Genomic DNA, 19,876 nt, shown 5'->3' with positions numbered 1-19,876 from the left:
CTATTCTCCGCTGTATTTATCAGCTAAACCATCAACAAGGTGTTGATGAAGGCCATTAAAACCGCCATTGCTCATAATTAAAATATGTTGATTAGGCTCAATATTTTCAAGCACCGTATCAATAATTGTTTGTGTGCTGCTAAAGCACTGCATACCCGCTTTATCTGCTTGCTCTTTTAGCGACCAATTTAGATTCTCTGGTTCAAAAAGTAGTACGTCGTCAGCATCACGCAGTGAATCTAATAATGTATATTGATGCACACCCATTTTCATTGTGTTTGAGCGCGGCTCTAAAATAGCGATAATTTTTTCATCGCCTACTTTTGCACGCAGTCCTGCAAGCGTAGTTTTAATTGCTGTTGGGTGATGCGCAAAATCGTCATACACTTTAATATTATTTATATCAGCCTTGAGCTCCATACGCCTTTTAGGGCTAATAAATTCTCCTAAGGCATCAATACTATGATCAACAGCTATACCCACATGGCGCGCTGCTGCGATAGTCATAATTGCATTTTTAACGTTATGCTCGCCTATTGCTTGCCAGCAAACAGTGCCCTGCTTTTCGTTATTTAAAAGCACATTAAACTCACTACCATCGGCTTTTATTAATTCATAGCCCCAGTCATCACCGAGTGTTTCGCTTTCGCTCCAAAGCCCTTGTGCTATTACGTCATTAAGCGCTACGTCTTGCTTAGGCCAAATTACCTTGCCGCTTTGAGGTAATGTACGCATTAAGTGATGAAATTGTTTTTTTATTGCGTTTAAATCTTCGAAAATATCAGCGTGATCGAATTCAAGATTATTTAAAATAAGTGTACGCGGAAGGTAGTGGACAAACTTACTGCGCTTATCAAAAAAAGCTGTGTCGTATTCATCGGCTTCAATAACAAAAAATGGCGTTTCGCCCACTTTGGCCGATACACCAAAATTTTGGACTATGCCACCAATTAAAAATCCTGGCTTTAAACCTGCGTACTCTAATACCCACGCAAGCATACTTGCTGTAGTTGTTTTACCATGCGTACCGGCTACAGCAAGTACCCACGAGTTTTGTAATAGGTTATGTTTAAGCCATTCAGGACCAGATGTATAAGGCAGGCCTTTATCAAGCACATATTCAACACACGGGTTACCACGGCTCATTGCATTACCGATAACTACCATATCTGGTTTTGGCTCTAATTGAGATACGTCGTAGCCTTGAGTCAGTTCAATGCCAAGCTCTTCAAGTTGCGTACTCATTGGTGGGTAAACGTTTTGATCGGAACCCGTTACTTTATGGCCTAATGATTTAGCAATGGCTGCAATACCACCCATAAACGTGCCACAAATGCCCAAAATATGTATATGCATATACTTTCCTTAAATCGTATGCTCACTTTACAGCTATGCAAAGTTTAATGGCGCTATAATGCCAAAATTCGTGCTTAGTTACTATGTACGTCTGCACAATTCACTCGTGCCAAAAACACGTCAATTAGTTTTTTAAACGCTAAAAATCAAAAAATAGGCACGTTCACCTACCCTGTATTGCTTTTAATCAATTATTATCAATGTTATAAACCAGCTTGCTGTATAACTTTAAAACTTAAAAAGGACTTAATATGAAAAAACTATTCTTTATAGCCTGTATTTTACTTAGTCAAAAAAGCTTTGCTTTGGAATTTGCTAAGTACCCAATAGAACTAAGTTCGGGCGAAGGCGTTAATGTTGTTATTGCCCCCACAACAGATAAAAAACAAGCTTTAATAAAAGTAACAGGCATAAACCATGATATTGATGGCATCGTATTTTTAACCGATTTAAAACCTCATGGTAGTAATAAAGCTTACAAATATACTTACGATGGTACACAAAGAAGTTTAGTAAGTGTTGAGGAAGGCTACCGCTGTTGCTCTTACAATCTTTATATTCCAGACACTCGTGATGGAATTTACTTATCAAAAAAAGAAGAGTCAAACCCTGCCATTGTTGAAGATTTAAAAGCCCAATACGATCAACAATTAAATAAAGGTACTCAAGCTAAACTAGCGAAGTTTAATCGTGAAAAGCATTTAGGGTATCAACAAAAAAATATAGCTGCCGCTAATAGCGAAATAGATAAGCAATGCGGATTAAAAATAAATACCAATGTTGATTGGGAAAGCATTGATGATGAAAACCTAAAAGAATATCCAGTGGGTTCATTTTGTGCACAAGTTGCAAACGAAATGGCATACATGTGCGAAAAAGACCAAAGTTTTAAAAACGACATAGCTCAGTTCAATGCTATCGAATGTAAATTTACTAATGAGCTAAAACTACGTAAAAATGGTAATACACTTATATTTAAAACAGCGCCAAAAGCCGCTAACCAACGCCGCTTTATTGAAGCTTATTTATTAAATTTATAAGCTGAGTTTAAAACCAAAAAAAGCACCTAAAGGTGCTTTTTTTGGTTTTACTAATTAAGTTTTTTTATAGCGTTAAAAATACAATCAAACCGACACCGAGTAATAAACGATATATTACAAATGGCAACATACCCATTCGCTCTATTACTTTTAAAAACATAAATATACATGCATAAGCCGATAAGAACGATAGCACCACACCAAGCAATAATGTATTCCAATCAACTACATGGTCACCCAGTGCAAGCTCTGCAATATAATAAAGCCCCATCATAGAAATAATCGGAATCGCTAGTAAAAACGAAAAACGCGCTGCGCTTTGCTTATTCATACCCAACATTAAACCAGCTGTCATCGTGATACCTGATCGAGAAGTACCCGGGATCATTGCAACAGCTTGTGCAAAACCAATGATAAGTGCCGTTTTCCAATTGAGCTGATAAATAGTTTTAATTTGCTTCCCTTTTGCATCCGCGTACCAAAGCAATAAACCAAATACAATTGTGGTAGTAGCAATAACCCAAGCGCTTCGCAGGTATAACTCAATAAAGTCTTTTAAAAGTAATCCTAAAATAGCGGCAGGCACTGTACCTAGTATAATCCACCAGCCTAATTTACTGTCATCGGTAGTGCCTTGCTTACCAAAAGATTTAAACCATGCGCTTAGTATATCTACTACTTCTTTACGAAAATAAATAACAACGGCTATTAAAGTACCAACATGTACTGCTACGTCAAACGCAAGCCCTTGATCTTCCCAGCCTAAAATTTGCGATGGGAGAATTAAATGCGCAGAACTCGATATTGGTAAAAACTCAGTAAATCCCTGTATGAGGGCTAAAATAATTATTTCGATAATACTCATAGGTTAGAAAACTCCACCTTCCATAGCTTTTGTTGAGGGTTATTATATTCATTCCATAACTGCGCAATCGTTTGCTTAGCTACAGGATGATAAAAATCTGGGGCAACCTCACTCAGAGGTTGTAATACAAATGCATTTTTAGTTATTTCATCACGTGGTAATTGCGCTGGGGAATCGCAAGTTACATCATCATAAAACAGTAAATCTAAATCGAGCGTTCGTGGACTAAATTTTTTATCGTTCGCTGTACGCCCATTATCACGCTCTATTTGTTTTAATAAAGCGCATACATCAGCAAGCGACATATCAGTTGTAGCGCCAACTACTGAATTATAAAAATTATTGCCAGCAAACCCAACTGCTTCACTTTCAAAAACAGACGAGTGCACAATGTGCTCAAAGTGCTGCTTAAGTGCTATTAATGCACATTGTATATAATGCGCTTTATTTATATTTGACCCTAGGCTGATATAAATTTGAGCCATTTAGTCAGTTGCCTTAACACGTGTAATTTCAACACCCACAGTTTGTGCTTGTGCTACTGCTGCAGGTTTACTTACTCTTATAGTAACTTGTGGCGTATTAAACTCGCTTAAAATAATCTCAGCCAACTGCTCAACCAAAGTCTCTAGCAACTCAACAGGTTTTGCAGTGCTGTGCTTAATAACGCGTTCGCTTACTTTTGAATAGTCCAGTGCTAAATTAATATCGTCATTTGCGGCTGCAGGCTTAATATCGCTGAGCATTTCAATATCAAAATAAAGGCTCTGTTTACTTTCTTTTTCAAAGTCGTACACTCCAATGATGGTGTCGACGTGCAATTGAGATATAAAAACCTTATCCATTGATACTCCAAATAACAACAAACTACTAAGCAACTATACAAAGCATTAATAAAATTAATACTGACTATGGTTTAACCAGTGTTTAAATATGTAAAAATAACTTCTACAATAGCAAAATAACTAATACCAATCTGCTTATATACGGGGTCTATTTAACGTTAAGGAAATTACGCTAGAACTAGGCAAAAATTTTTGTATCTAGTTGTTCTAAATAAAAAATTTCTAACGACGTTATAGTGCAATTTAATTCGTTAAATTGATCAAAGATTTATGCAGGTTGGTATAAACTAGCTATTAAATAGCCTGTTAATAATTTTCACGATAAATTTGCTGCCAATAATAGCTTAAAAGCACTATCAATTGGTATAGCAATTAAAAAAATAAGGAAGCGTGTGTTAGCCACTATAATGTTTGTTTTAGCTTATTTACTTGGGTCGATTTCGTCGGCTATTTTAGTGTCGCGGTTGTTCAAACTCCCCGACCCTCGTAATAGTGGTTCTAACAACCCAGGCGCTACAAATGTTTATAGATTAGGCGGAGCATTTCCGGCTTGCTTGGTTTTAGTGTTTGATATTTTAAAAGGGACTATTCCGGTTTGGGGCGCTTATTTTTTAGAAGTTGAACCTTTAGAGCTTGGTTTAGTCGCTGTAGCAGCTTGCTTGGGCCATATGTACCCACTGTTTTTTAGCTTTAAAGGCGGTAAAGCTGTAGCAACTGCATTTGGATCGTTATTACCTATTGGCTTATCGTTAGCTGGTTTGCTTGTATGCACTTGGCTCGTTGTTGTAGCAATAACACGCTATTCATCACTTGCAGCGCTTGTAGCTGTATCCTTAGCGCCTTTATATACATGGCTGATAAAACCACTTTATACACTTCCTGTTGCTTTTATTACGCTGTTAATTATATTTCGTCATCGTACTAATGTTATTAGATTATTTAGTGGGGACGAACCAAAAGTGGGCGCTAAAAAAGCACCCACTGATGAAAACAAAAATCTTTAAAATATGAGCAGTTAAATCGGCTCAAGGCTATCTATTGGCCAACGAGGTTTTGTTTTCATATCAAGCGTGGCAAATTGCCCTGCTTTTAAACGTTGCATTCCGGCATACGCAATCATTGCACCGTTGTCGGTACAAAATTCAGTACGCGGATAAAAAACTTCGCCTTTCATACCTTTCATTACGCGTTCAAGCTGCAAACGTAGTTGTGTATTTGCACTTACACCACCGGCGATTACTAAACGCTTAATACCCGTTTGTTTAAGCGCTCGCTTGCACTTAATAACCAGCGTATCAATAACTGCAGTTTGAAATGCATGCGCTATATCAGCTTTAGTTTGCTCATCATCGTCGTTTTCACGAATAGTAATTGATGCCGCTGTTTTTAAACCACTAAAACTAAAGTCAAGACCTGGTTTGTCTGTCATCGGACGAGGAAAAATAAAGCGCTTCGCAACGCCTTGTTCGGCCATTTTAGCTAAGCGCGGACCTCCAGGGTAATCAAGACCAAGTAACTTAGCCGTTTTATCAAATGCTTCACCTGCGGCATCATCAACTGACTCGCCCAATACTTCGTATTGGCCAATACCCGCTACTTTAACCATCATGGTATGGCCGCCCGATACAAGTAGTGCTATAAACGGAAACTCAGGGATGTTTTCTTCAAGCATAGGAGCAAGTAAATGTCCTTCCATATGATGAACTGCAACAGCAGGAATATCCCAACCATATGCTAATGAGCGACCAATAGAAGTACCTACCAATAGCGCGCCAACTAAACCTGGGCCTGCGGTATAAGCAATACCATCTAAATCTTCGGGGCCACAACCCGCTTGTGCAAAAGCAGCGTCTATAAGTGGTAGCGTTTTACGAACATGATCGCGTGATGCAAGCTCTGGCACTACACCGCCATAATCAGCATGTACTTTTACTTGACTGTATAATTGATGAGCTAACAAGCCTTTTTCGTCATCGTATATTGCAATGCCCGTTTCATCGCATGACGATTCAATGCCTAAAATTCGCACAGTACTTCTCCTGCCTTTTAAATTTTTACTTTGCTACTTTTATAACGTAAGACCAATATTTGTTTGGCCATCTTCAAGGGCAAACTTTTTAAGTGCCTTTACGCTATCAGAGGTAATACGCCCCATATTTTCTACAAAATCAATTAGCTCACCTAATACTTCAATTTCATACTGCATTAATGGATGCTCTCTAACTGCAGTGTTATCTGCAACCTCGCCCTCAACCGTCATTTGATATTCAATAAAGCGCGCTACGGTTGCTTGAGATATTTTGCTAACGCTAATGAACTCTTGCTCATCTTGCGCCATTAAACCGTGCATTAAGCTAAGTAAAGACGTTGCAGCATCAATAGCAGGGTAAGTACCAAACATATCAAAATCAGCAAGCTCAGGAACATTAGGTTCTATTTTTTCAACTTGTTTTTCGAGATCTATTTTACTCTTAGGCAGTAATATTTTTTCCCAACAAACATTAAGCGAACTACGTAATAAGGTTTCGTCACCAAATCCCGTTGCTTCGCTAAATAAACCGTAATTTGGCAGCATTCGCTCTATTAAAGCACTCGCTAAAACGGCTTTCTGTAAATAGTTAAGCTCTCTAATACGCTGAAAATTATTTGCTTTAGTCATTCTTTAACGTCTCACACGACCAACAAAAATCGAATGTTGATCCATTATGCTCATTACAGTTAGGGCATACCCAATCTGGAGCGGATTGTTTTACTTGTTGATAGTTTACCAATATTTGTCGCGCATGGCGCTCTTTTATCGCATAAACCTGCACACTAACTTGTGTTTGATCAAATGGAATTTCTCCCATTGCGCCTTGGAGCATCTCACCTTTTATTTTGCATTCAATGCCACTGGTTTGTATTAAACCTTTAATAATATTAGCTTCAAGGGTGTTTTCGGCTTTATAAATTGTAACCCATTGAAAGGAGCTATCTGTTGAGTTTTTATTATTAATATTTTGCAATATTCACCTCATTTATTTTGTGTTAACAATATCCTGCGCTAAATTATTAGCATGCTGCACTTTTAGGGAATAAACATGACACTTACAACCCCGGGCCTACTTTTCCCGGCCATATCGCTGCTATTACTAGCCTATACAAACCGATTTTTAGTTTTAGCGCAATTAATTAGGGAGTTAAATGCGCGCGAAGGTGAATCTATCCGACCTGTTGTAGTCGCTCAAATCACTAACTTACGTAAACGAATAAACTTAATCAGAACAATGCAGGTGTACGGCGTAGCCTCTTTTTTACTGTGTACATTTTCGATGTTTGCTTTATTTATTGAATTTAATACCACAGGGATTATTTTATTTGGCATTAGCTTAGCTTGTTTAAGTTTATCGTTATTAACGTCTTTATTCGAAATACATATTTCCTGTGATGCGATTGAGATAGAACTGCAAAGCATCGAAAACAAACCATTAAGCAGCCGAATAAATCGAAATTTCATAAAGTAAGTTCATATACAGCAAGTGCCCTATTATTTGTCATAATCATGTTATATGTACGCCTCATTTTGGGGCGTACCTTTTATTATTTAAAACAATTAATTTCCAGCCCTCCAACTAACCTACTGACTAAAAATAACTTAATCTAAGCAATTAATTGCAAAAATATAGATAAAGAACAACAAAAAACTGATTATTAATTATAAAAGCAATACTATTTGGTCGCTTTTCTCTTTAATTAATACTAAAAGGGGGGTATCCTTCTGGAAACACGTATGAACTTACAAAAGTATATCAATATAGAATTTTACTAAACTTTAGAATAAAAATTAATATATTTGATGTCCGTAGTATCTGCGACTTACTTATAAAAAGGGACTATAAAGTGAGATTTGAACAATTAGAACAATTTGTAGCACTTGGTATATTACGTCATTTTAGACAAGCTGCTGAACAAACCCAAATCAGTACTTCAGCGCTAACGCGCAGCATTCAAACACTTGAAAATGAAATGGGATATGAGTTAGTAAAACGCTCAACTCGTTCTGTTAAATTAACGCCTGAAGGCGAACTTTTTCTTGAATATGCTAGAACGACTCTATCGGAACTTGAGCTAACGAAAAAACGGATTTTTCAATCAGTAAACGGTAATGCTAACGAAAAGCTGGTTATTGGCTATACCAATAAGGCAAGCAGCATAGTACCTATTTCTTGTGGGCAGTTTTTAGCTCAATATCCACATATAAAAATTGAAATGCAATTACAAGATCAGCAAGAGCTAACACGTAAACTCCAACAAGGAGAAATAGATATAAGTGTATACTCTCAAGCTATTAATAGTATTGGCAGTGATATTCACTTACCTGATCAGCTTGTATTATTTGTTTCAAAAAATCACCCTCTTGCACATAAAAACGATATAAGTAAGCAAAACCTTGATAGCTACCCTATGTTTGGCTGCTTCTCTCAATCGAAACAAGTGCAAACCATGCTTAATGAAGCTATTGATTCTTTAAATAAATCATCAAGTATTAAAGTGGGCAGTATTGAGCAAGTAATGGCTGGCGTAGTTAAATCAGATCATTTTGCTATTGCAAGCATTGAACATGCAAACACAATCGCAGAAAACCCTGAACTCGTGCAACTGAAAACAAATAAAGATTTAAACCACGAACAACTCGTAGTACAAACAAGCCAGCAAACCTCTATTACTGAACATGTAGAGCATTTACTATCGCTTATAAAGAAAGCGGGAGCTACATTTAGCTAATCCAATATTTTAAAAAGTGCGGCGTAATAAACAGTAGCTTTAAATCGCTTTTCGGCTACACTGTCGCACCTTTTTTAAACAGCTGATGTGGATGAACACACTTTTTGGTCCTGATGTCTATTTAGATGATATAGAACGCCAAGGATACACCGTAATTCATGACGCGCTTATTGCCGATTTAGTTAACGATTTAGTTGCAGACTGCCACCGTATAAACCCTCACTTTAGCCTTGCCGGTATTGGTCGATTAAATAACTTACAAATAGATAAAACTATTCGTACTGACAAAACTTATTGGTTTGATGGCAGTTCTCAAGCACAGCTTACTTATCAGGCAATAATGCAAAGTATAAAGACCACGTTGAATCGCAGCTTTTTTATGGGGCTATTTGATTACGAATGTCATTATGCAAAATATACACAGGGGGACTTTTACAAAAAGCACTTAGATGCATTTAAAGGTCGATCTAATCGTGTATTTACAACGGTGCTTTATTTAAATACGCCAGAGCAAGGTGGCGAACTTGTTATTTATAAACCTAAAAGTAAAGAAGTAGAAATAACCATTAAACCAACGGCTGGAACATTGGTTATGTTTGAAAGCGAACGTTTTGCTCACGAAGTACTTCCCGCCGTTGATGAGCGCTACTCTATTGCTGGATGGTTTAGAAAAAACGCCTCTATTAGCGGCATTATTGATCCGCCCAGGTAGCTCTAAATAGTGCATTTTAACAGCCTTTATTGTGGCCTTAAAATGCTATTGGGTATGAAAGTAATAACCCTATAAAGATAGCCAAGCCCACATAATGATTATTCAAAAACGCTTTAAAGCAGGCGTCCCTCTCTCGTTTATGAATAAGCATTTGTTGGTATACCAATAGGCTCGCAGCAATGCTTAAAGCAGCGCCAAACGCGACACTTAAATGATTACTTATACCAATAAAAGCAATCAGCGCTATAAATACGGCATTAAGTAAAAAGATAATGTGGCGGTCGTATTTACCAAATAAAATAGCGGTTGATTTTACCCCTATTTTTAAATCGTCATCCCTATCAACCATGGCATACATCGTATCGTAGGCGACTGTCCAACAAATATTAGCTATAAATAATAACCACGCCTGCTGTGGTAGTGCATTAATTGAAGCCATATACGCCATTGGAATAGCCCAACCAAATGCAGCTCCTAAAACGACTTGAGGTAATTGTGTATAGCGTTTCATAAAGGGATAACAAAAGGCTAAAGCCAAAGCCCCAAAAGAAAGCAAAATAGTATTAACGCTCAGCATTAATACTAAAATAAATGCTATAACAATTAGCAGTGAAAATAGGCTAAGTGCTTCACCACTACAAACCTGCCCTGAAGCAAGCGGTCGCTGAGCAGTACGCTTTACAGAGCCATCAATTTTCCTATCTGCAAAGTCATTAATTACGCACCCTGCGCTTCGCATAACAATAACGCCCAAAGTAAATATGATAAAGTTGAGTAAGCTCGGCATTCCGCTATTAGCAAGCCACAATGCCCAATATGTTGGCCACAGTAATAACAAGGTACCAATGGGCTTATCTATACGCATTAGCTGTATATAGTAAGGAATATGTTTTGGTTTTAAAGTAGCTAATCTCATGAGTACAAATACGCCCCGGGTAAAAATACTTCACACACTAAAAACTTATATTCTTTGAGTGAAAATACACTTCGGCGACCCAACAAGTTTTTTTCAGGTAAGTTTAATTTTGCAACTAATTGCTGAACGGGATGCTTGGCATCAAAAGAAGCAATTTCTATATCAGTTCGTTTTAGTCCAGGGTCTTGAAATATCACATCACCAAGAGGTCGTTCGCCCATATTGTGCAAAGGATTGCTCGAATCATTTTTAGGAAGCCAGCTTTGTGCGTACACCATAGGTTTGTTATCGCACAATAAAAGTACTTCTCGATTAATCGCCGTTTTAGCAGTACTGTTTAGTAATAATTTTTGCTCTGTGCTTAAAGTAAATAACTGCTCACTTAATACTTTTACACTAAAAATTTTTGAGTTACTTTTTAATTTAGCCGTTAAAGAGTTAGGCTCAAAAAGCCACTCTCGCTCTAGAGGAGATAAATCACTTACATAAGAAGTGAACTGCCAATTAGCAGACATAGACAGGGGATAAGTAATCACAATAGCTCAACAAAATAAAAAACAACAGAATGATACCATTGCAAAAGCATTTGAAAAAGTGATGTTTTATAACCATAAATAATTGGTTGGCGCTGTTTATTACCTACTATTAAGTATAAACTATTTATAACAGGTTTTTAGAAACGCTTTAAATATGAAAAAAATAGTATACGTATATCTTTTTACATTCTTTGTAAGCTTTATAGCTCGTGCTGAATCTACAGTTGGTTATTTTGGGTTTCAGCCAGATATAGTAACCAATTACATCAGTTACTCAAATAAAAAAATGGGATATGTGCGCGTCAGTGTTGATTTAATGCTTGATAATACAACTGATATCGCAATTGTTGAACACCATACTCCTCTGCTTCGTGATGCACTTGTCAAAATATTATCTAAAGAACCAGAAGAAAAAATAAAATCACTTATTGGTCGAGAAGAAATACGTGCAAAGTGCGCCGAAAAACTAAAAAGCCTGTTAAAAGAAGAAACAGGGCAAGAGATCATCCGTGAAGTCTTGTTCACTAAATATTTATATCATTAGTATTTAACGGTTAACGTTAAATATTTTAGCGGTATAGGCAAAAGCCATGCCGCTAACTAACCCACCTAAGTGCGCCCAATTAGCCATACCAACAAACAATACATCTGCAAAACCAAGTACTAGCCAAATCAACATAAAGCCAATAATTGCGGTACTAACCAGCGCAGGTTTGTTCGGATTTAAAAAGCTATGAATCCAACAAAAACCAAGTAACCCATATACCACACCGCTCAAACCGCCAAAGTTGGGACCAACCATTAAATATTGTGCCCAATTACTAATAAGTGCAGTCACTAAAAACAAGCCTATTAAGCTTAGTTTTCCGCATTGTTTTTCAATATTGTCACCAAGCGACATCCACCAAATTAAATTAAACACTATATGCATCGCGCTAAAATGTACGAGCGCGGGCGTCAACCAACTTAAAGGCTGCGTAGGTTTAAACTGCATCATAGTGTAAATGGTTTCAAAACCACCTAGTAAAAAAGCAAAATAAATTATTACGCTTACAATACTTACGGTTTGATTTAACCAGCTGAGCGCTTTAAAACGGGCTATTAGATTGAGCGATTGCCCTTGATATTTAAGCGGCGATTGCGTGCTGCCTACATCCCAAGATGCTTGTAGGTATTTTTCATGATTAGGGTTTTGTGTAAATTCAGCCCATAACGGCTGAACTTGATGAAAGTCCTCCTCAGTCACACTAATAATGACATTACTGCCATCTGCCGAGTGTATCTTTGCATCTAAACCTTGGCTTTTTAAATAATCTATAAAGCCTTGTGCGGCGCGCGGGTTATTTAAACTGCCAAGCTCTATCATCGCTCTACTTTCTCGCTGTAAGCTGCTTCCCAAGCGGTAAAGCCACCATCCATGCTATAAACATCTTCAAAGCCTTGTTCAACTAAATAGCTAGCGGCGCCTTGAGAACTCATACCGTGGTAGCACACAATTATAATTGGCTGATCGAATTCTTTTTCCATCATAAATTGAGCAATATTACCGTTAGAAAGTGCCTCAGAACCTGGGATATGACCTGCTTGATACGAATTAGGATCGCGAATATCTGCAATTACAACGTCTTCTTTATCTAAAAGCTCTAACGTTTGCGCTATAGAAATATGTTTAAATGCCATTGAAGTCTCTTTAATTAATAGTATAAAAAAGGCGGCTAAAGCCGCCCTTCTTGTAATTTAGGTGGGAGTTAATCCCAGTTTAAAATTACTTTACCTGACTGACCTGAAATCATCATATCAAAGCCAGCTTGGAAGTCATCCACAGAATACTGATGTGTAATGATTGGATTCAAATCAAGACCAGATTGAATCAAGCTTGCCATTTTGTACCACGTTTCGAACATTTCGCGACCGTAAATACCTTTAATCACTAAGCCTTTAAAAATAACTTGGTTCCAGTCAACCGCCATATCTGATGGTGGAATACCTAGCATGGCAATTTTGCCGCCGTGGTTCATGTTATTAAGCATTGAATTAAAAGCACTTGGCACACCTGACATTTCAAGGCCAATATCAAAGCCCTCTGTCATACCTAGCTCTTTCATTACATCTTCAAGCTTTTCGTTGGCCACATTTACAGCGCGTGACGCGCCCATTTTACGCGCTAAATCTAGACGGTATTCGTTTACGTCGGTAATAACAACGTGGCGAGCACCCACATGTTTTGCAACAGCCGCTGCCATAATACCAATTGGACCTGCCCCCGTGATCAGTACATCTTCGCCAACCAAGTCGAACGATAATGCGGTATGCACTGCATTGCCAAATGGGTCAAAAATAGAGGCTAATTCGTCAGAAATATTATCTGGAATTTTAAATGCATTAAATGCAGGAATAACTAAATATTCAGCAAATGCACCTTCACGATTTACGCCAACACCTGTTGTATTACGGCATAAATGTACACGCCCAGCACGACAATTTCGACAATGTCCACAGGTAATATGGCCTTCGCCCGATACGCGGTCGCCTACTTTAAAGCCACGAACTTCCTGACCCATATCAACGACTTCACCAACATATTCATGACCAACAACCATAGGAGTAGGAATCGTTTTACTTGCCCATTCGTCCCACTTGTAAATATGTACGTCGGTACCACAAATAGCTGTTTTGCGAATTTTAATCAGTAAGTCGTTGTGACCCACTTCTGGCTTTGGTGCATCTGTCATCCAAATGCCCGGTTCTGCTTTTAATTTAGATAATGCTTTCATAATCCACACTCAACTAAAAAACCGAAGCGAGGCTTCGGTTTAAAATAAAATTAAATAACGCCCATTTCTTTACCAATACGGGTAAATGCATCAATAGCAATATCAAGTTGCTCAATGCTATGCGCCGCTGAAATTTGTGTACGAATACGAGCTTGCCCTTTTGGTACTACTGGGAATGAAAAACCGGTGACGTAAATACCTTCAGCAAGTAGCTTATCAGCCATTAACGAGGCTACTTTTGCATCGCCTAGCATTACGGGGATGATTGCATGATCTTTACCTGCACACGTAAAACCAGCAGCTTCCATTTGCTCACGGAAATATTTAGCATTTGACCAAAGTTTAGCGCGAAGCTCGCCGCCATCCTCTAGCATTTCAAGTACTTTAATTGATGCCGTAACAATTGAAGGGGCTAATGAGTTTGAGAACAAATAAGGGCGTGAACGTTGGCGTAACCATTCAACAATTTCTTTTTTACCCGATGTATAGCCACCTGAAGCGCCGCCTAGCGCTTTACCTAAAGTACCGGTAATAATATCTACACGGTCTAATACATTACAGTACTCTGGTGTACCTTTACCGTTTTCACCAACAAAGCCGACTGCATGAGAGTCATCAACCATAACAAGTGCATCGTATTTATCGGCTAAGTCGCACACCGCTTCTAAATTACAGATAACGCCGTCCATAGAGAACACGCCATCGGTCGCTATTAACTTCGTTTTAGCACCTGCTTCATCGGCTGCAATAAGTTGCTTTTCAAGATCTGCCATATCGTTATTTGCATAACGAAAACGCTTAGCTTTACATAAACGTACGCCATCAATAATTGATGCATGGTTTAGAGAATCAGAAATAATAGCGTCTTCTGCGCCTAGAATGGTTTCAAACAAACCGGTGTTTGCATCAAAACATGAAGAATATAGAATGGTGTCTTCTGTTTCTAAAAACTCACTGATTTTTTTCTCTAGTGTTTTATGAATATCTTGCGTACCACAAATAAAACGAACAGACGCAACACCAAAACCATGATTATTTAAACCGTTTTGCGCAGCTTCAATTAGCTCTGGACTATTAGCTAAACCTAAGTAGTTATTAGCACAAAAGTTGATTACTTTACCTGACGCAACTTCGATTTGAGCTTGCTGCTGAGATTTAATAATACGTTCGCTTTTATACAAACCTTCGGTTTTTACGTCTTCAATTTGCTGTTGTAGCTGGCTAAAAAAAGCAGATGCTCTCATCTGTGTTCTCCATTAATTTGAACGGGTAAACAACCACATTTAAGCGACTGTTTATTATGGGGGGTATTGTAAAAGTTTAATGGGGAAAATGCACGGTTTGCAGTTCGTCGCAAACGCCCTAAACTGGAAGGAATTCCTGCCAGTTTACAGGCTAATCTGTTTAGTTTATTTATGTATTTAAAAGTGCAGGTAAACTGTTTAAAGAATCGATAATTAAATCAGCCTCTTGCTTAGCACTTTCATCAAAGCTTTGACCCGAACGCACTAAAACGCGGGTCGTAATGCCCGCTTTTTTCGCAGCCTGCATATCACTGAGTTTATCGCCCACCATTATACTGCAAGCAGGGTCGATGTTATGCTCTTGTATGCCTTGTAATAACATACCTGGCGCAGGCTTTCTGCAACTGCACTCTTTCAAATATTCAGGGTGCGCTTTTTTAGGGTGATGAGGGCAAAAGTACACATCGGCAACTTCAATACTGTGATCGCTAAATTGGGTTTTCATCCAATCAGTTAGTGCTAAAAAATCAGCTTCGGTGTAATAACCTCGACCAATTCCAGATTGATTAGTGACGATTATGATTTTATAGCCCGCATCATAAAATGCTTTACAAGTACTAAAAACACCTTCAATAAATTCAAATTTATCGCTTTGATACACATAACCATGATCAACGTTTACCACGCCATCTCGATCTAAAAAAAGCGCTTTATTTTTTTGTTGTGCGTTCATTACAAAGACTCTTTTTGTACAACATGGTTAAACATCGCTTTTACATCATCAACTGTAATTTGACTCATTAAATCATCGCCTTTTACGCGCGTACCCCACGGTACTTGCTTAGTCGTTTTACCGGTTTGCTTAAGCAAATTTTGGTGATAAACCTCAACCACGTAATCTTGATATAAGTAAGGGCCTGTTCGTGCAGGGTTTGAATGTGCATATAAACCAATAACCGGCGTACCAACCGTTACCGCCATATGTGCAGGGCCTGTATCGGGCGCGAGCACTAAACTGCCACGCTTTAACACGCACAACAACTCTTTGAGTTTCGTTTTACCCACTAAATTTAAAATAGGTGTTTTACTATACTCAACAATACTATTTGCTAGGTTAATTTCAAGTTCTGTTGGCCCCCCCGTCAATACCACCTTAAAGCCTTGCTCATTTGCATAATCAGCCAATGCTGCATAACGATCCGCGAGCCAATTGCGCTGTGCTTTACTTGCTGCTGGCGATATTACTAACAGTTTATTAGTTAGGTACTCTGGTGTTAGTAGTTCATCGGCAACCGCTTGGTCTTGCTCTGTATATGGCATGTCCCAACTCGGTTTATAATCAGCTACACCAACGGCTTTAGCAAAACCTTTAAAACCTTCAAGCACATGCGCCTGAGCTTGTGGCTCTATTCGTTTATTAATAAACAAGCTGTGCAATTCTTTTGAACGCGCCCAATCGAACCCTATTTTTACTTTTGCCGGAATACAACGCGCTACAAACCCAGCCCTTAATGCAACTTGCATATTAAGTAGTACATCAAACTGTTGATCTTTAAAGCGTTGCTTTAAGCTTTTAAGTGCTGCTTTACCTTGTTTTTTATCAAATACCACCAGCTCAACGCCCGGTAAGTCGGCAAGTAGCATGGCTTCTATTTTGCCAATAACCCACGTGATTTTTGCATTAGGGTGTGCTTTTTGAATAGCTTGTACAGCACTCACACCATGACATACGTCACCAATGGCTGAGAGTCTTAATATACAAATAGATGAATAGTTAGGAGCTTGAGTCACACATTCCCTTAGGTAATAAATACAAAAGCCGATCTTAAATTATAATCACGCTATTGCAAGCACTTATCCTCAGCTTTAAAACGCGCTAATATAGGCACATTATTTAGCAATTACACAGAGCTATGTTTAAACAACACGTACAAGGCAGTCACACTGTATTAAGCCACCCTAAATACACAAGCCAAATTACCCTCGATTGGTTTGATGCAAATTATTGGCAACAACAAAATAAAATTGTGGGCGCCAAAAAGGGCCGAGCAACTGCGTGGTTTTTTAAACAAGACGAATTAACAGCCGTACTTAGGCATTATTGGCGCGGTGGCTTAGTGGGTAAATTGCTAAGCGATCAGTATTTATATACTGGGCTTGAACAAACCCGTGTGTATAAAGAGTTTAGCTTAATGAGTAAACTTATAGAGCTTGGTTTAAACGTACCACCCCCTATTGCAGCTAAAGTAACGCGTAGCGGATTAATTTATCGTGGTGATATTATTACAGAGGCTGTTAAAGACGCTAAAAGTGTACTCGACATATTAATTGAACGCTCATTGACTGAAGATGAGTTAGAGGGAATAGCTAAAACAATCGCGCTATTTCATTCAAAAGGTGTGTATCACGCTGATTTAAACATTAATAACATTTTGTTTGATGATACTGGTGATGTGTATATTATCGACTTTGATAGAGGTGAAATAAGAGCGCCTAACCCACAATGGCAACAAAGTAATATGGCACGTCTTGAGCGCTCGTTTTTAAAAGAACAGGGTCGAAATAATGTATTTAATTGGCAAGTGAGTGACTTTCAAACTCTACACAGCAACTACCTTAAAGCTTTATCAGGCGCTAGTTAACTAGCGCTAAATACTGCAGAGCAACCTGCTCTACCTGTACTTGCTTTAAAATCGCTGCACTTTCTACATTAGGTTTGTCAGTTAATACCTGCTTAACTGCATTGGCTAATGTCTCACTTTGTTGAACGGGTACTAAGTATTTACTTAGCTCGCCTGTTAAAATCTCGCTTGGTCCAAATGTACAATTAGTGCTGACTACCGGAGTACCCACCGCTAAAGCCTCAATTAATACCGTTGGAAGTCCTTCAAAATCAGAACTCAACACTAAAGCTTTGGCATGCTTAATCCAGTTGTACGGGTTTTGTTGAAATCCTGGCACTACTAACTGTTTTTCTATGCCGTATTCCTGTGCAAGCTTTAGCGCTTTAGCCGGTTTATTACATAAAAGTACTAACTTGTATTTTTTATCGAGCTTTGCAAATGCTGCAAATAATATATCGTGGCGTTTTTGTTTGGCGAGTCTTCCTACATGAATTAAGTAGGGCTCATTTGGGATATTGTTATTTTGCTCATTTGCTTGCTGTCTTATTTTTTCAAAATCGAACGGGTTGTAAATAGTCGCAATTGCACTTGGGTTAATTAAATCCCCTTGTATTATTTCTTTTTCAACACCCTTTGATACGCAAATAAGTGATTTACCATTTAAATTTTGCTTACTTTTTTTAAGATATAAGTATGAAAATGGACCTAACTTTTTTTGACGTGCAAGTTCTGCATTAACTGAGTTGTGAATAACAAAATGAACATTTTTGATATTACTACGCGCGAGCAAGTTATTACTTCTATCAAGATTAGAAAGCACTAAATCAATATTGCCCAGCTCGCTTTGTTTTTTTTCAAACCACGCTTCTAGTTTTAATACGCTATTTTTACGTTGCCAAAATCTATCAACTTTAGATGCTCTATCAGTAAATAAACTATCAACATTAACTATATCAGGGACATCATACTCAATATTGCTAGCAAGAGATAAAATAGTGACGCTGTGGTGTAAGTTAGCCATTTTTTCAGTCAGAGTAAGCATTACTTTCTCAGCTCTTCCCCCACTAATGAATCTATTACAATAACAATATTCATTGACTTTCCCCTGCGAGCATACTTTTTATACCATTAATGATTACATCGTAACTATTTGAATTATCTGACTGATTATATTTATCAATAAACTCATTATAAAAAGGCTCGGCAATAACTTGGGCTATTTTCGTAGTAATTTCATCAACATCAAGATTTGCTTTAATTACAACACCTCTATTAGCACAATGCTCCAAACGTGTATTTTGATCTTTAGAAATTGCACATGCCACAACGGGAGTTTGAACTGCAATTGCTTGCAATAATGTATCGCCACCACTCAGCAATGCAATTTTAGCTTGACTCATTAATGCTAAAAAATCAGTATTTTGCAGACTTGCTAAACAAATAAGCTCATCACTTTTAGGAATGCTTTTGTTATAATTTGGACCAAACACAATAATGGCTTTTAAGCCAGTGAGCTTAGTTATTTTAAGTGCAGCTTCAAAATATACATCGGCGCAGTTGAGATTATTTACACTATGGCCGCCTGAACCAGCATTAACAATAAAGTAGTCATTCGGTACTAAATTATAGCGATTCAAAACATCACGTTTTTGCACACTAGAAGCAAATGCAACAAAAGGCCCTACATTACGAGGATGTGCTAAGGGAAACATGTCTAACTTCGTACTTTCAGCCCATGTAAGTGGCTCAATACAATAATCAGGCTGTACAACCCAATGTGTATCAATTAAATTAATTCTGTTAAGTTTTAATCCTTTTGCACGTTTTTTTGCATGCTGAGAAATAAATATAACTTTAGCGCCTACCTTTTTGGCCGCTTTCATATGCCCTGCACGCCCTGCACAATCAAAAACAACGATATCGGGTTTAAACGTTTCTATAAAATCGCAAACAGAATCTAGCTCTTTAGTCGCGGAGTGCTCTAGTAGTGTGGTTTCAAAAGGGCAGTCTTTTGCGTAGCTTGTATGTTTATTTAGTATAAAGTGAATATCAAGGGAGTCTGCAAGTTCACTTTGTAAACTCTGAGCCAACAACAACGAGCGCATATATTCACCAATACCTTGTGGTGATGATACAGGGATAAATAAAAGTCGTTTGTTACTCATTATATTCTCAATTTTCTATTTGATCAGTAGTATAC

At 37.9% G+C, this 19,876-nt stretch carries 23 protein-coding genes and 1 pseudogene; 7 read left to right on the top strand and 17 right to left on the bottom strand.

Annotation, left to right across the window (positions count from 1 at the left end; all coding sequences use genetic code 11):
* Positions 1-1,356 carry a UDP-N-acetylmuramate:L-alanyl-gamma-D-glutamyl-meso-diaminopimelate ligase gene (mpl, locus tag I6F40_RS18045; protein WP_165722913.1) on the bottom strand — a complete coding sequence of 452 codons (1,356 nt, stop codon included), beginning with the start codon at positions 1,354-1,356 and terminating at the stop codon, positions 1-3.
* A gap of 251 nt (positions 1,357-1,607) precedes the next feature.
* Between mpl and I6F40_RS18040 the strand changes: the two genes are divergently transcribed.
* Entirely contained in the window at positions 1,608-2,396 is a 789-nt protein-coding gene (locus tag I6F40_RS18040; RefSeq protein WP_166377768.1) for a hypothetical protein, read from the top strand.
* Between the two features lie 64 nt (positions 2,397-2,460).
* On the opposite strand, the gene I6F40_RS18035 is transcribed toward I6F40_RS18040, so the two are convergent.
* From I6F40_RS18035 to folB, 3 genes are read right to left on the bottom strand one after another with little or no spacing between them, the layout of a single operon-like run.
* Positions 2,461-3,261, bottom strand: a complete 801-nt coding sequence (locus tag I6F40_RS18035) for an undecaprenyl-diphosphate phosphatase (RefSeq protein WP_007584742.1) — start codon at positions 3,259-3,261, stop codon at positions 2,461-2,463.
* Positions 3,258-3,746 (bottom strand): 2-amino-4-hydroxy-6-hydroxymethyldihydropteridine diphosphokinase, encoded by a 489-nt coding sequence (gene folK, locus I6F40_RS18030; protein ID WP_007584740.1) that lies wholly within the window; start codon positions 3,744-3,746, stop codon positions 3,258-3,260. Before folK ends, I6F40_RS18035 begins: the two co-directional genes overlap by 4 nt.
* The gene (gene folB / locus I6F40_RS18025; RefSeq protein ID WP_166377766.1) at positions 3,747-4,106 is read right to left on the bottom strand and encodes a dihydroneopterin aldolase; all 360 of its coding nucleotides are present in this window, start codon (positions 4,104-4,106) and stop codon (positions 3,747-3,749) included. It lies immediately after the preceding gene.
* A gap of 392 nt (positions 4,107-4,498) precedes the next feature.
* On the opposite strand from folB, the gene plsY reads away from it, so the two are divergent.
* Positions 4,499-5,110 (top strand): glycerol-3-phosphate 1-O-acyltransferase PlsY, encoded by a 612-nt coding sequence (plsY, locus tag I6F40_RS18020; RefSeq protein ID WP_166420962.1) that lies wholly within the window; start codon positions 4,499-4,501, stop codon positions 5,108-5,110.
* An 11-nt stretch (positions 5,111-5,121) separates the two neighbouring features.
* On the opposite strand, the gene tsaD is transcribed toward plsY, so the two are convergent.
* The 3 genes from tsaD to I6F40_RS18005 are packed head-to-tail and all read right to left on the bottom strand — an operon-like array spanning position 5,122 to position 7,111.
* Positions 5,122-6,135: a tRNA (adenosine(37)-N6)-threonylcarbamoyltransferase complex transferase subunit TsaD gene (gene tsaD / locus I6F40_RS18015; RefSeq protein WP_166420963.1), complete on the bottom strand. Its 1,014-nt coding sequence runs from the start codon at positions 6,133-6,135 to the stop codon at positions 5,122-5,124.
* Positions 6,136-6,174: 39 nt separating this feature from the next.
* On the bottom strand, positions 6,175-6,765 hold the full coding sequence (locus I6F40_RS18010; RefSeq protein ID WP_182755236.1) for a YjaG family protein: 591 nt from the start codon (positions 6,763-6,765) through the stop codon (positions 6,175-6,177).
* Positions 6,758-7,111: a putative signal transducing protein gene (locus I6F40_RS18005; RefSeq protein ID WP_149594119.1), complete on the bottom strand. Its 354-nt coding sequence runs from the start codon at positions 7,109-7,111 to the stop codon at positions 6,758-6,760. The genes I6F40_RS18010 and I6F40_RS18005 overlap by 8 nt, the downstream gene beginning before the upstream one ends.
* A 75-nt stretch (positions 7,112-7,186) precedes the next feature.
* Here I6F40_RS18005 and I6F40_RS18000 point away from each other — a divergent pair, with 75 nt between their 5' ends.
* From I6F40_RS18000 to I6F40_RS17990, 3 genes are all read left to right on the top strand, one after another.
* The gene (locus I6F40_RS18000; protein WP_197193300.1) at positions 7,187-7,609 is read left to right on the top strand and encodes a DUF2721 domain-containing protein; all 423 of its coding nucleotides are present in this window, start codon (positions 7,187-7,189) and stop codon (positions 7,607-7,609) included.
* A 376-nt stretch (positions 7,610-7,985) separates the two neighbouring features.
* Positions 7,986-8,870, top strand: a complete 885-nt coding sequence (locus tag I6F40_RS17995; RefSeq protein WP_197193299.1) for a LysR substrate-binding domain-containing protein — start codon at positions 7,986-7,988, stop codon at positions 8,868-8,870.
* A 91-nt stretch (positions 8,871-8,961) separates the two neighbouring features.
* Entirely contained in the window at positions 8,962-9,582 is a 621-nt protein-coding gene (locus I6F40_RS17990) for a 2OG-Fe(II) oxygenase (protein ID WP_197193298.1), read from the top strand.
* Between the two features lie 37 nt (positions 9,583-9,619).
* Here I6F40_RS17990 and ubiA read toward each other — a convergent pair whose 3' ends face one another.
* Together ubiA and I6F40_RS17980 are read right to left on the bottom strand one after the other, a co-directional pair.
* Positions 9,620-10,498: a 4-hydroxybenzoate octaprenyltransferase gene (gene ubiA, locus I6F40_RS17985; protein WP_197193297.1), complete on the bottom strand. Its 879-nt coding sequence runs from the start codon at positions 10,496-10,498 to the stop codon at positions 9,620-9,622.
* Positions 10,495-11,034, bottom strand: a complete 540-nt coding sequence (locus I6F40_RS17980; RefSeq protein WP_166377756.1) for a chorismate--pyruvate lyase family protein — start codon at positions 11,032-11,034, stop codon at positions 10,495-10,497. Before I6F40_RS17980 ends, ubiA begins: the two co-directional genes overlap by 4 nt.
* Positions 11,035-11,188: 154 nt before the next feature.
* Between I6F40_RS17980 and I6F40_RS17975 the strand changes: the two genes are divergently transcribed.
* Positions 11,189-11,578 carry a flagellar basal body-associated protein FliL gene (locus I6F40_RS17975; RefSeq protein WP_197193296.1) on the top strand — a complete coding sequence of 130 codons (390 nt, stop codon included), beginning with the start codon at positions 11,189-11,191 and terminating at the stop codon, positions 11,576-11,578.
* Positions 11,579-11,581: 3 nt separating this feature from the next.
* Here the strand turns inward: I6F40_RS17975 and glpG are convergent, their stop codons facing one another.
* From glpG to I6F40_RS17945, 6 genes are all read right to left on the bottom strand, one after another.
* The gene (gene glpG, locus I6F40_RS17970; protein ID WP_197193295.1) at positions 11,582-12,400 is read right to left on the bottom strand and encodes a rhomboid family intramembrane serine protease GlpG; all 819 of its coding nucleotides are present in this window, start codon (positions 12,398-12,400) and stop codon (positions 11,582-11,584) included.
* Positions 12,397-12,714 (bottom strand): thiosulfate sulfurtransferase GlpE, encoded by a 318-nt coding sequence (glpE, locus tag I6F40_RS17965; protein ID WP_077537084.1) that lies wholly within the window; start codon positions 12,712-12,714, stop codon positions 12,397-12,399. Before glpE ends, glpG begins: the two co-directional genes overlap by 4 nt.
* Before the next feature lie 68 nt (positions 12,715-12,782).
* Positions 12,783-13,808, bottom strand: a complete 1,026-nt coding sequence (gene tdh / locus I6F40_RS17960; protein WP_002961053.1) for an L-threonine 3-dehydrogenase — start codon at positions 13,806-13,808, stop codon at positions 12,783-12,785.
* A gap of 50 nt (positions 13,809-13,858) precedes the next feature.
* Positions 13,859-15,052: a glycine C-acetyltransferase gene (locus I6F40_RS17955; protein ID WP_197193294.1), complete on the bottom strand. Its 1,194-nt coding sequence runs from the start codon at positions 15,050-15,052 to the stop codon at positions 13,859-13,861.
* A 169-nt stretch (positions 15,053-15,221) separates the two neighbouring features.
* Positions 15,222-15,785 (bottom strand): D-glycero-beta-D-manno-heptose 1,7-bisphosphate 7-phosphatase, encoded by a 564-nt coding sequence (gmhB, locus tag I6F40_RS17950; RefSeq protein ID WP_166377744.1) that lies wholly within the window; start codon positions 15,783-15,785, stop codon positions 15,222-15,224.
* The gene (locus I6F40_RS17945; RefSeq protein ID WP_166377742.1) at positions 15,785-16,843 is read right to left on the bottom strand and encodes a glycosyltransferase family 9 protein; all 1,059 of its coding nucleotides are present in this window, start codon (positions 16,841-16,843) and stop codon (positions 15,785-15,787) included. Before I6F40_RS17945 ends, gmhB begins: the two co-directional genes overlap by 1 nt.
* A gap of 122 nt (positions 16,844-16,965) precedes the next feature.
* On the opposite strand from I6F40_RS17945, the gene I6F40_RS17940 reads away from it, so the two are divergent.
* Positions 16,966-17,694 carry a 3-deoxy-D-manno-octulosonic acid kinase gene (locus I6F40_RS17940; protein WP_166377740.1) on the top strand — a complete coding sequence of 243 codons (729 nt, stop codon included), beginning with the start codon at positions 16,966-16,968 and terminating at the stop codon, positions 17,692-17,694.
* Here the strand turns inward: I6F40_RS17940 and I6F40_RS17935 are convergent.
* Both I6F40_RS17935 and I6F40_RS17930 read right to left on the bottom strand, forming a co-directional pair.
* A pseudogene (locus I6F40_RS17935) lies at positions 17,687-18,771 on the bottom strand (glycosyltransferase). The gene I6F40_RS17940 and the pseudogene I6F40_RS17935 sit on opposite strands and share 8 nt — an antisense overlap.
* Positions 18,768-19,841: a glycosyltransferase gene (locus I6F40_RS17930; RefSeq protein ID WP_166377738.1), complete on the bottom strand. Its 1,074-nt coding sequence runs from the start codon at positions 19,839-19,841 to the stop codon at positions 18,768-18,770. Before I6F40_RS17930 ends, I6F40_RS17935 begins: the two are co-directional and overlap by 4 nt.
* Between the last annotated feature and the right edge of the window lie 35 nt (positions 19,842-19,876).

Source organism: Pseudoalteromonas sp. SWXJ133 (assembly GCF_015864365.1).
GTDB lineage: Bacteria > Pseudomonadota > Gammaproteobacteria > Enterobacterales > Alteromonadaceae > Pseudoalteromonas > Pseudoalteromonas arctica.
This window is presented reverse-complemented; position numbering and strand designations above follow the sequence as displayed.

Coding starts and splice junctions, on each gene's coding strand:
- mpl (WP_165722913.1), bottom strand. CDS start 1,356: ATGCATATACATATTTTGGGCATTTGTGGCACGTTTATGGGTGGTATT.
- I6F40_RS18040 (WP_166377768.1), top strand. CDS start 1,608: ATGAAAAAACTATTCTTTATAGCCTGTATTTTACTTAGTCAAAAAAGC.
- I6F40_RS18035 (WP_007584742.1), bottom strand. CDS start 3,261: ATGAGTATTATCGAAATAATTATTTTAGCCCTCATACAGGGATTTACT.
- folK (WP_007584740.1), bottom strand. CDS start 3,746: ATGGCTCAAATTTATATCAGCCTAGGGTCAAATATAAATAAAGCGCAT.
- folB (WP_166377766.1), bottom strand. CDS start 4,106: ATGGATAAGGTTTTTATATCTCAATTGCACGTCGACACCATCATTGGA.
- I6F40_RS18010 (WP_182755236.1), bottom strand. CDS start 6,765: ATGACTAAAGCAAATAATTTTCAGCGTATTAGAGAGCTTAACTATTTA.
- I6F40_RS18000 (WP_197193300.1), top strand. CDS start 7,187: ATGACACTTACAACCCCGGGCCTACTTTTCCCGGCCATATCGCTGCTA.
- I6F40_RS17990 (WP_197193298.1), top strand. CDS start 8,962: ATGAACACACTTTTTGGTCCTGATGTCTATTTAGATGATATAGAACGC.
- ubiA (WP_197193297.1), bottom strand. CDS start 10,498: ATGAGATTAGCTACTTTAAAACCAAAACATATTCCTTACTATATACAG.
- I6F40_RS17975 (WP_197193296.1), top strand. CDS start 11,189: ATGAAAAAAATAGTATACGTATATCTTTTTACATTCTTTGTAAGCTTT.
- glpG (WP_197193295.1), bottom strand. CDS start 12,400: ATGATAGAGCTTGGCAGTTTAAATAACCCGCGCGCCGCACAAGGCTTT.
- glpE (WP_077537084.1), bottom strand. CDS start 12,714: ATGGCATTTAAACATATTTCTATAGCGCAAACGTTAGAGCTTTTAGAT.
- tdh (WP_002961053.1), bottom strand. CDS start 13,808: ATGAAAGCATTATCTAAATTAAAAGCAGAACCGGGCATTTGGATGACA.
- I6F40_RS17955 (WP_197193294.1), bottom strand. CDS start 15,052: ATGAGAGCATCTGCTTTTTTTAGCCAGCTACAACAGCAAATTGAAGAC.
- gmhB (WP_166377744.1), bottom strand. CDS start 15,785: ATGAACGCACAACAAAAAAATAAAGCGCTTTTTTTAGATCGAGATGGC.
- I6F40_RS17940 (WP_166377740.1), top strand. CDS start 16,966: ATGTTTAAACAACACGTACAAGGCAGTCACACTGTATTAAGCCACCCT.
- I6F40_RS17930 (WP_166377738.1), bottom strand. CDS start 19,841: ATGAGTAACAAACGACTTTTATTTATCCCTGTATCATCACCACAAGGT.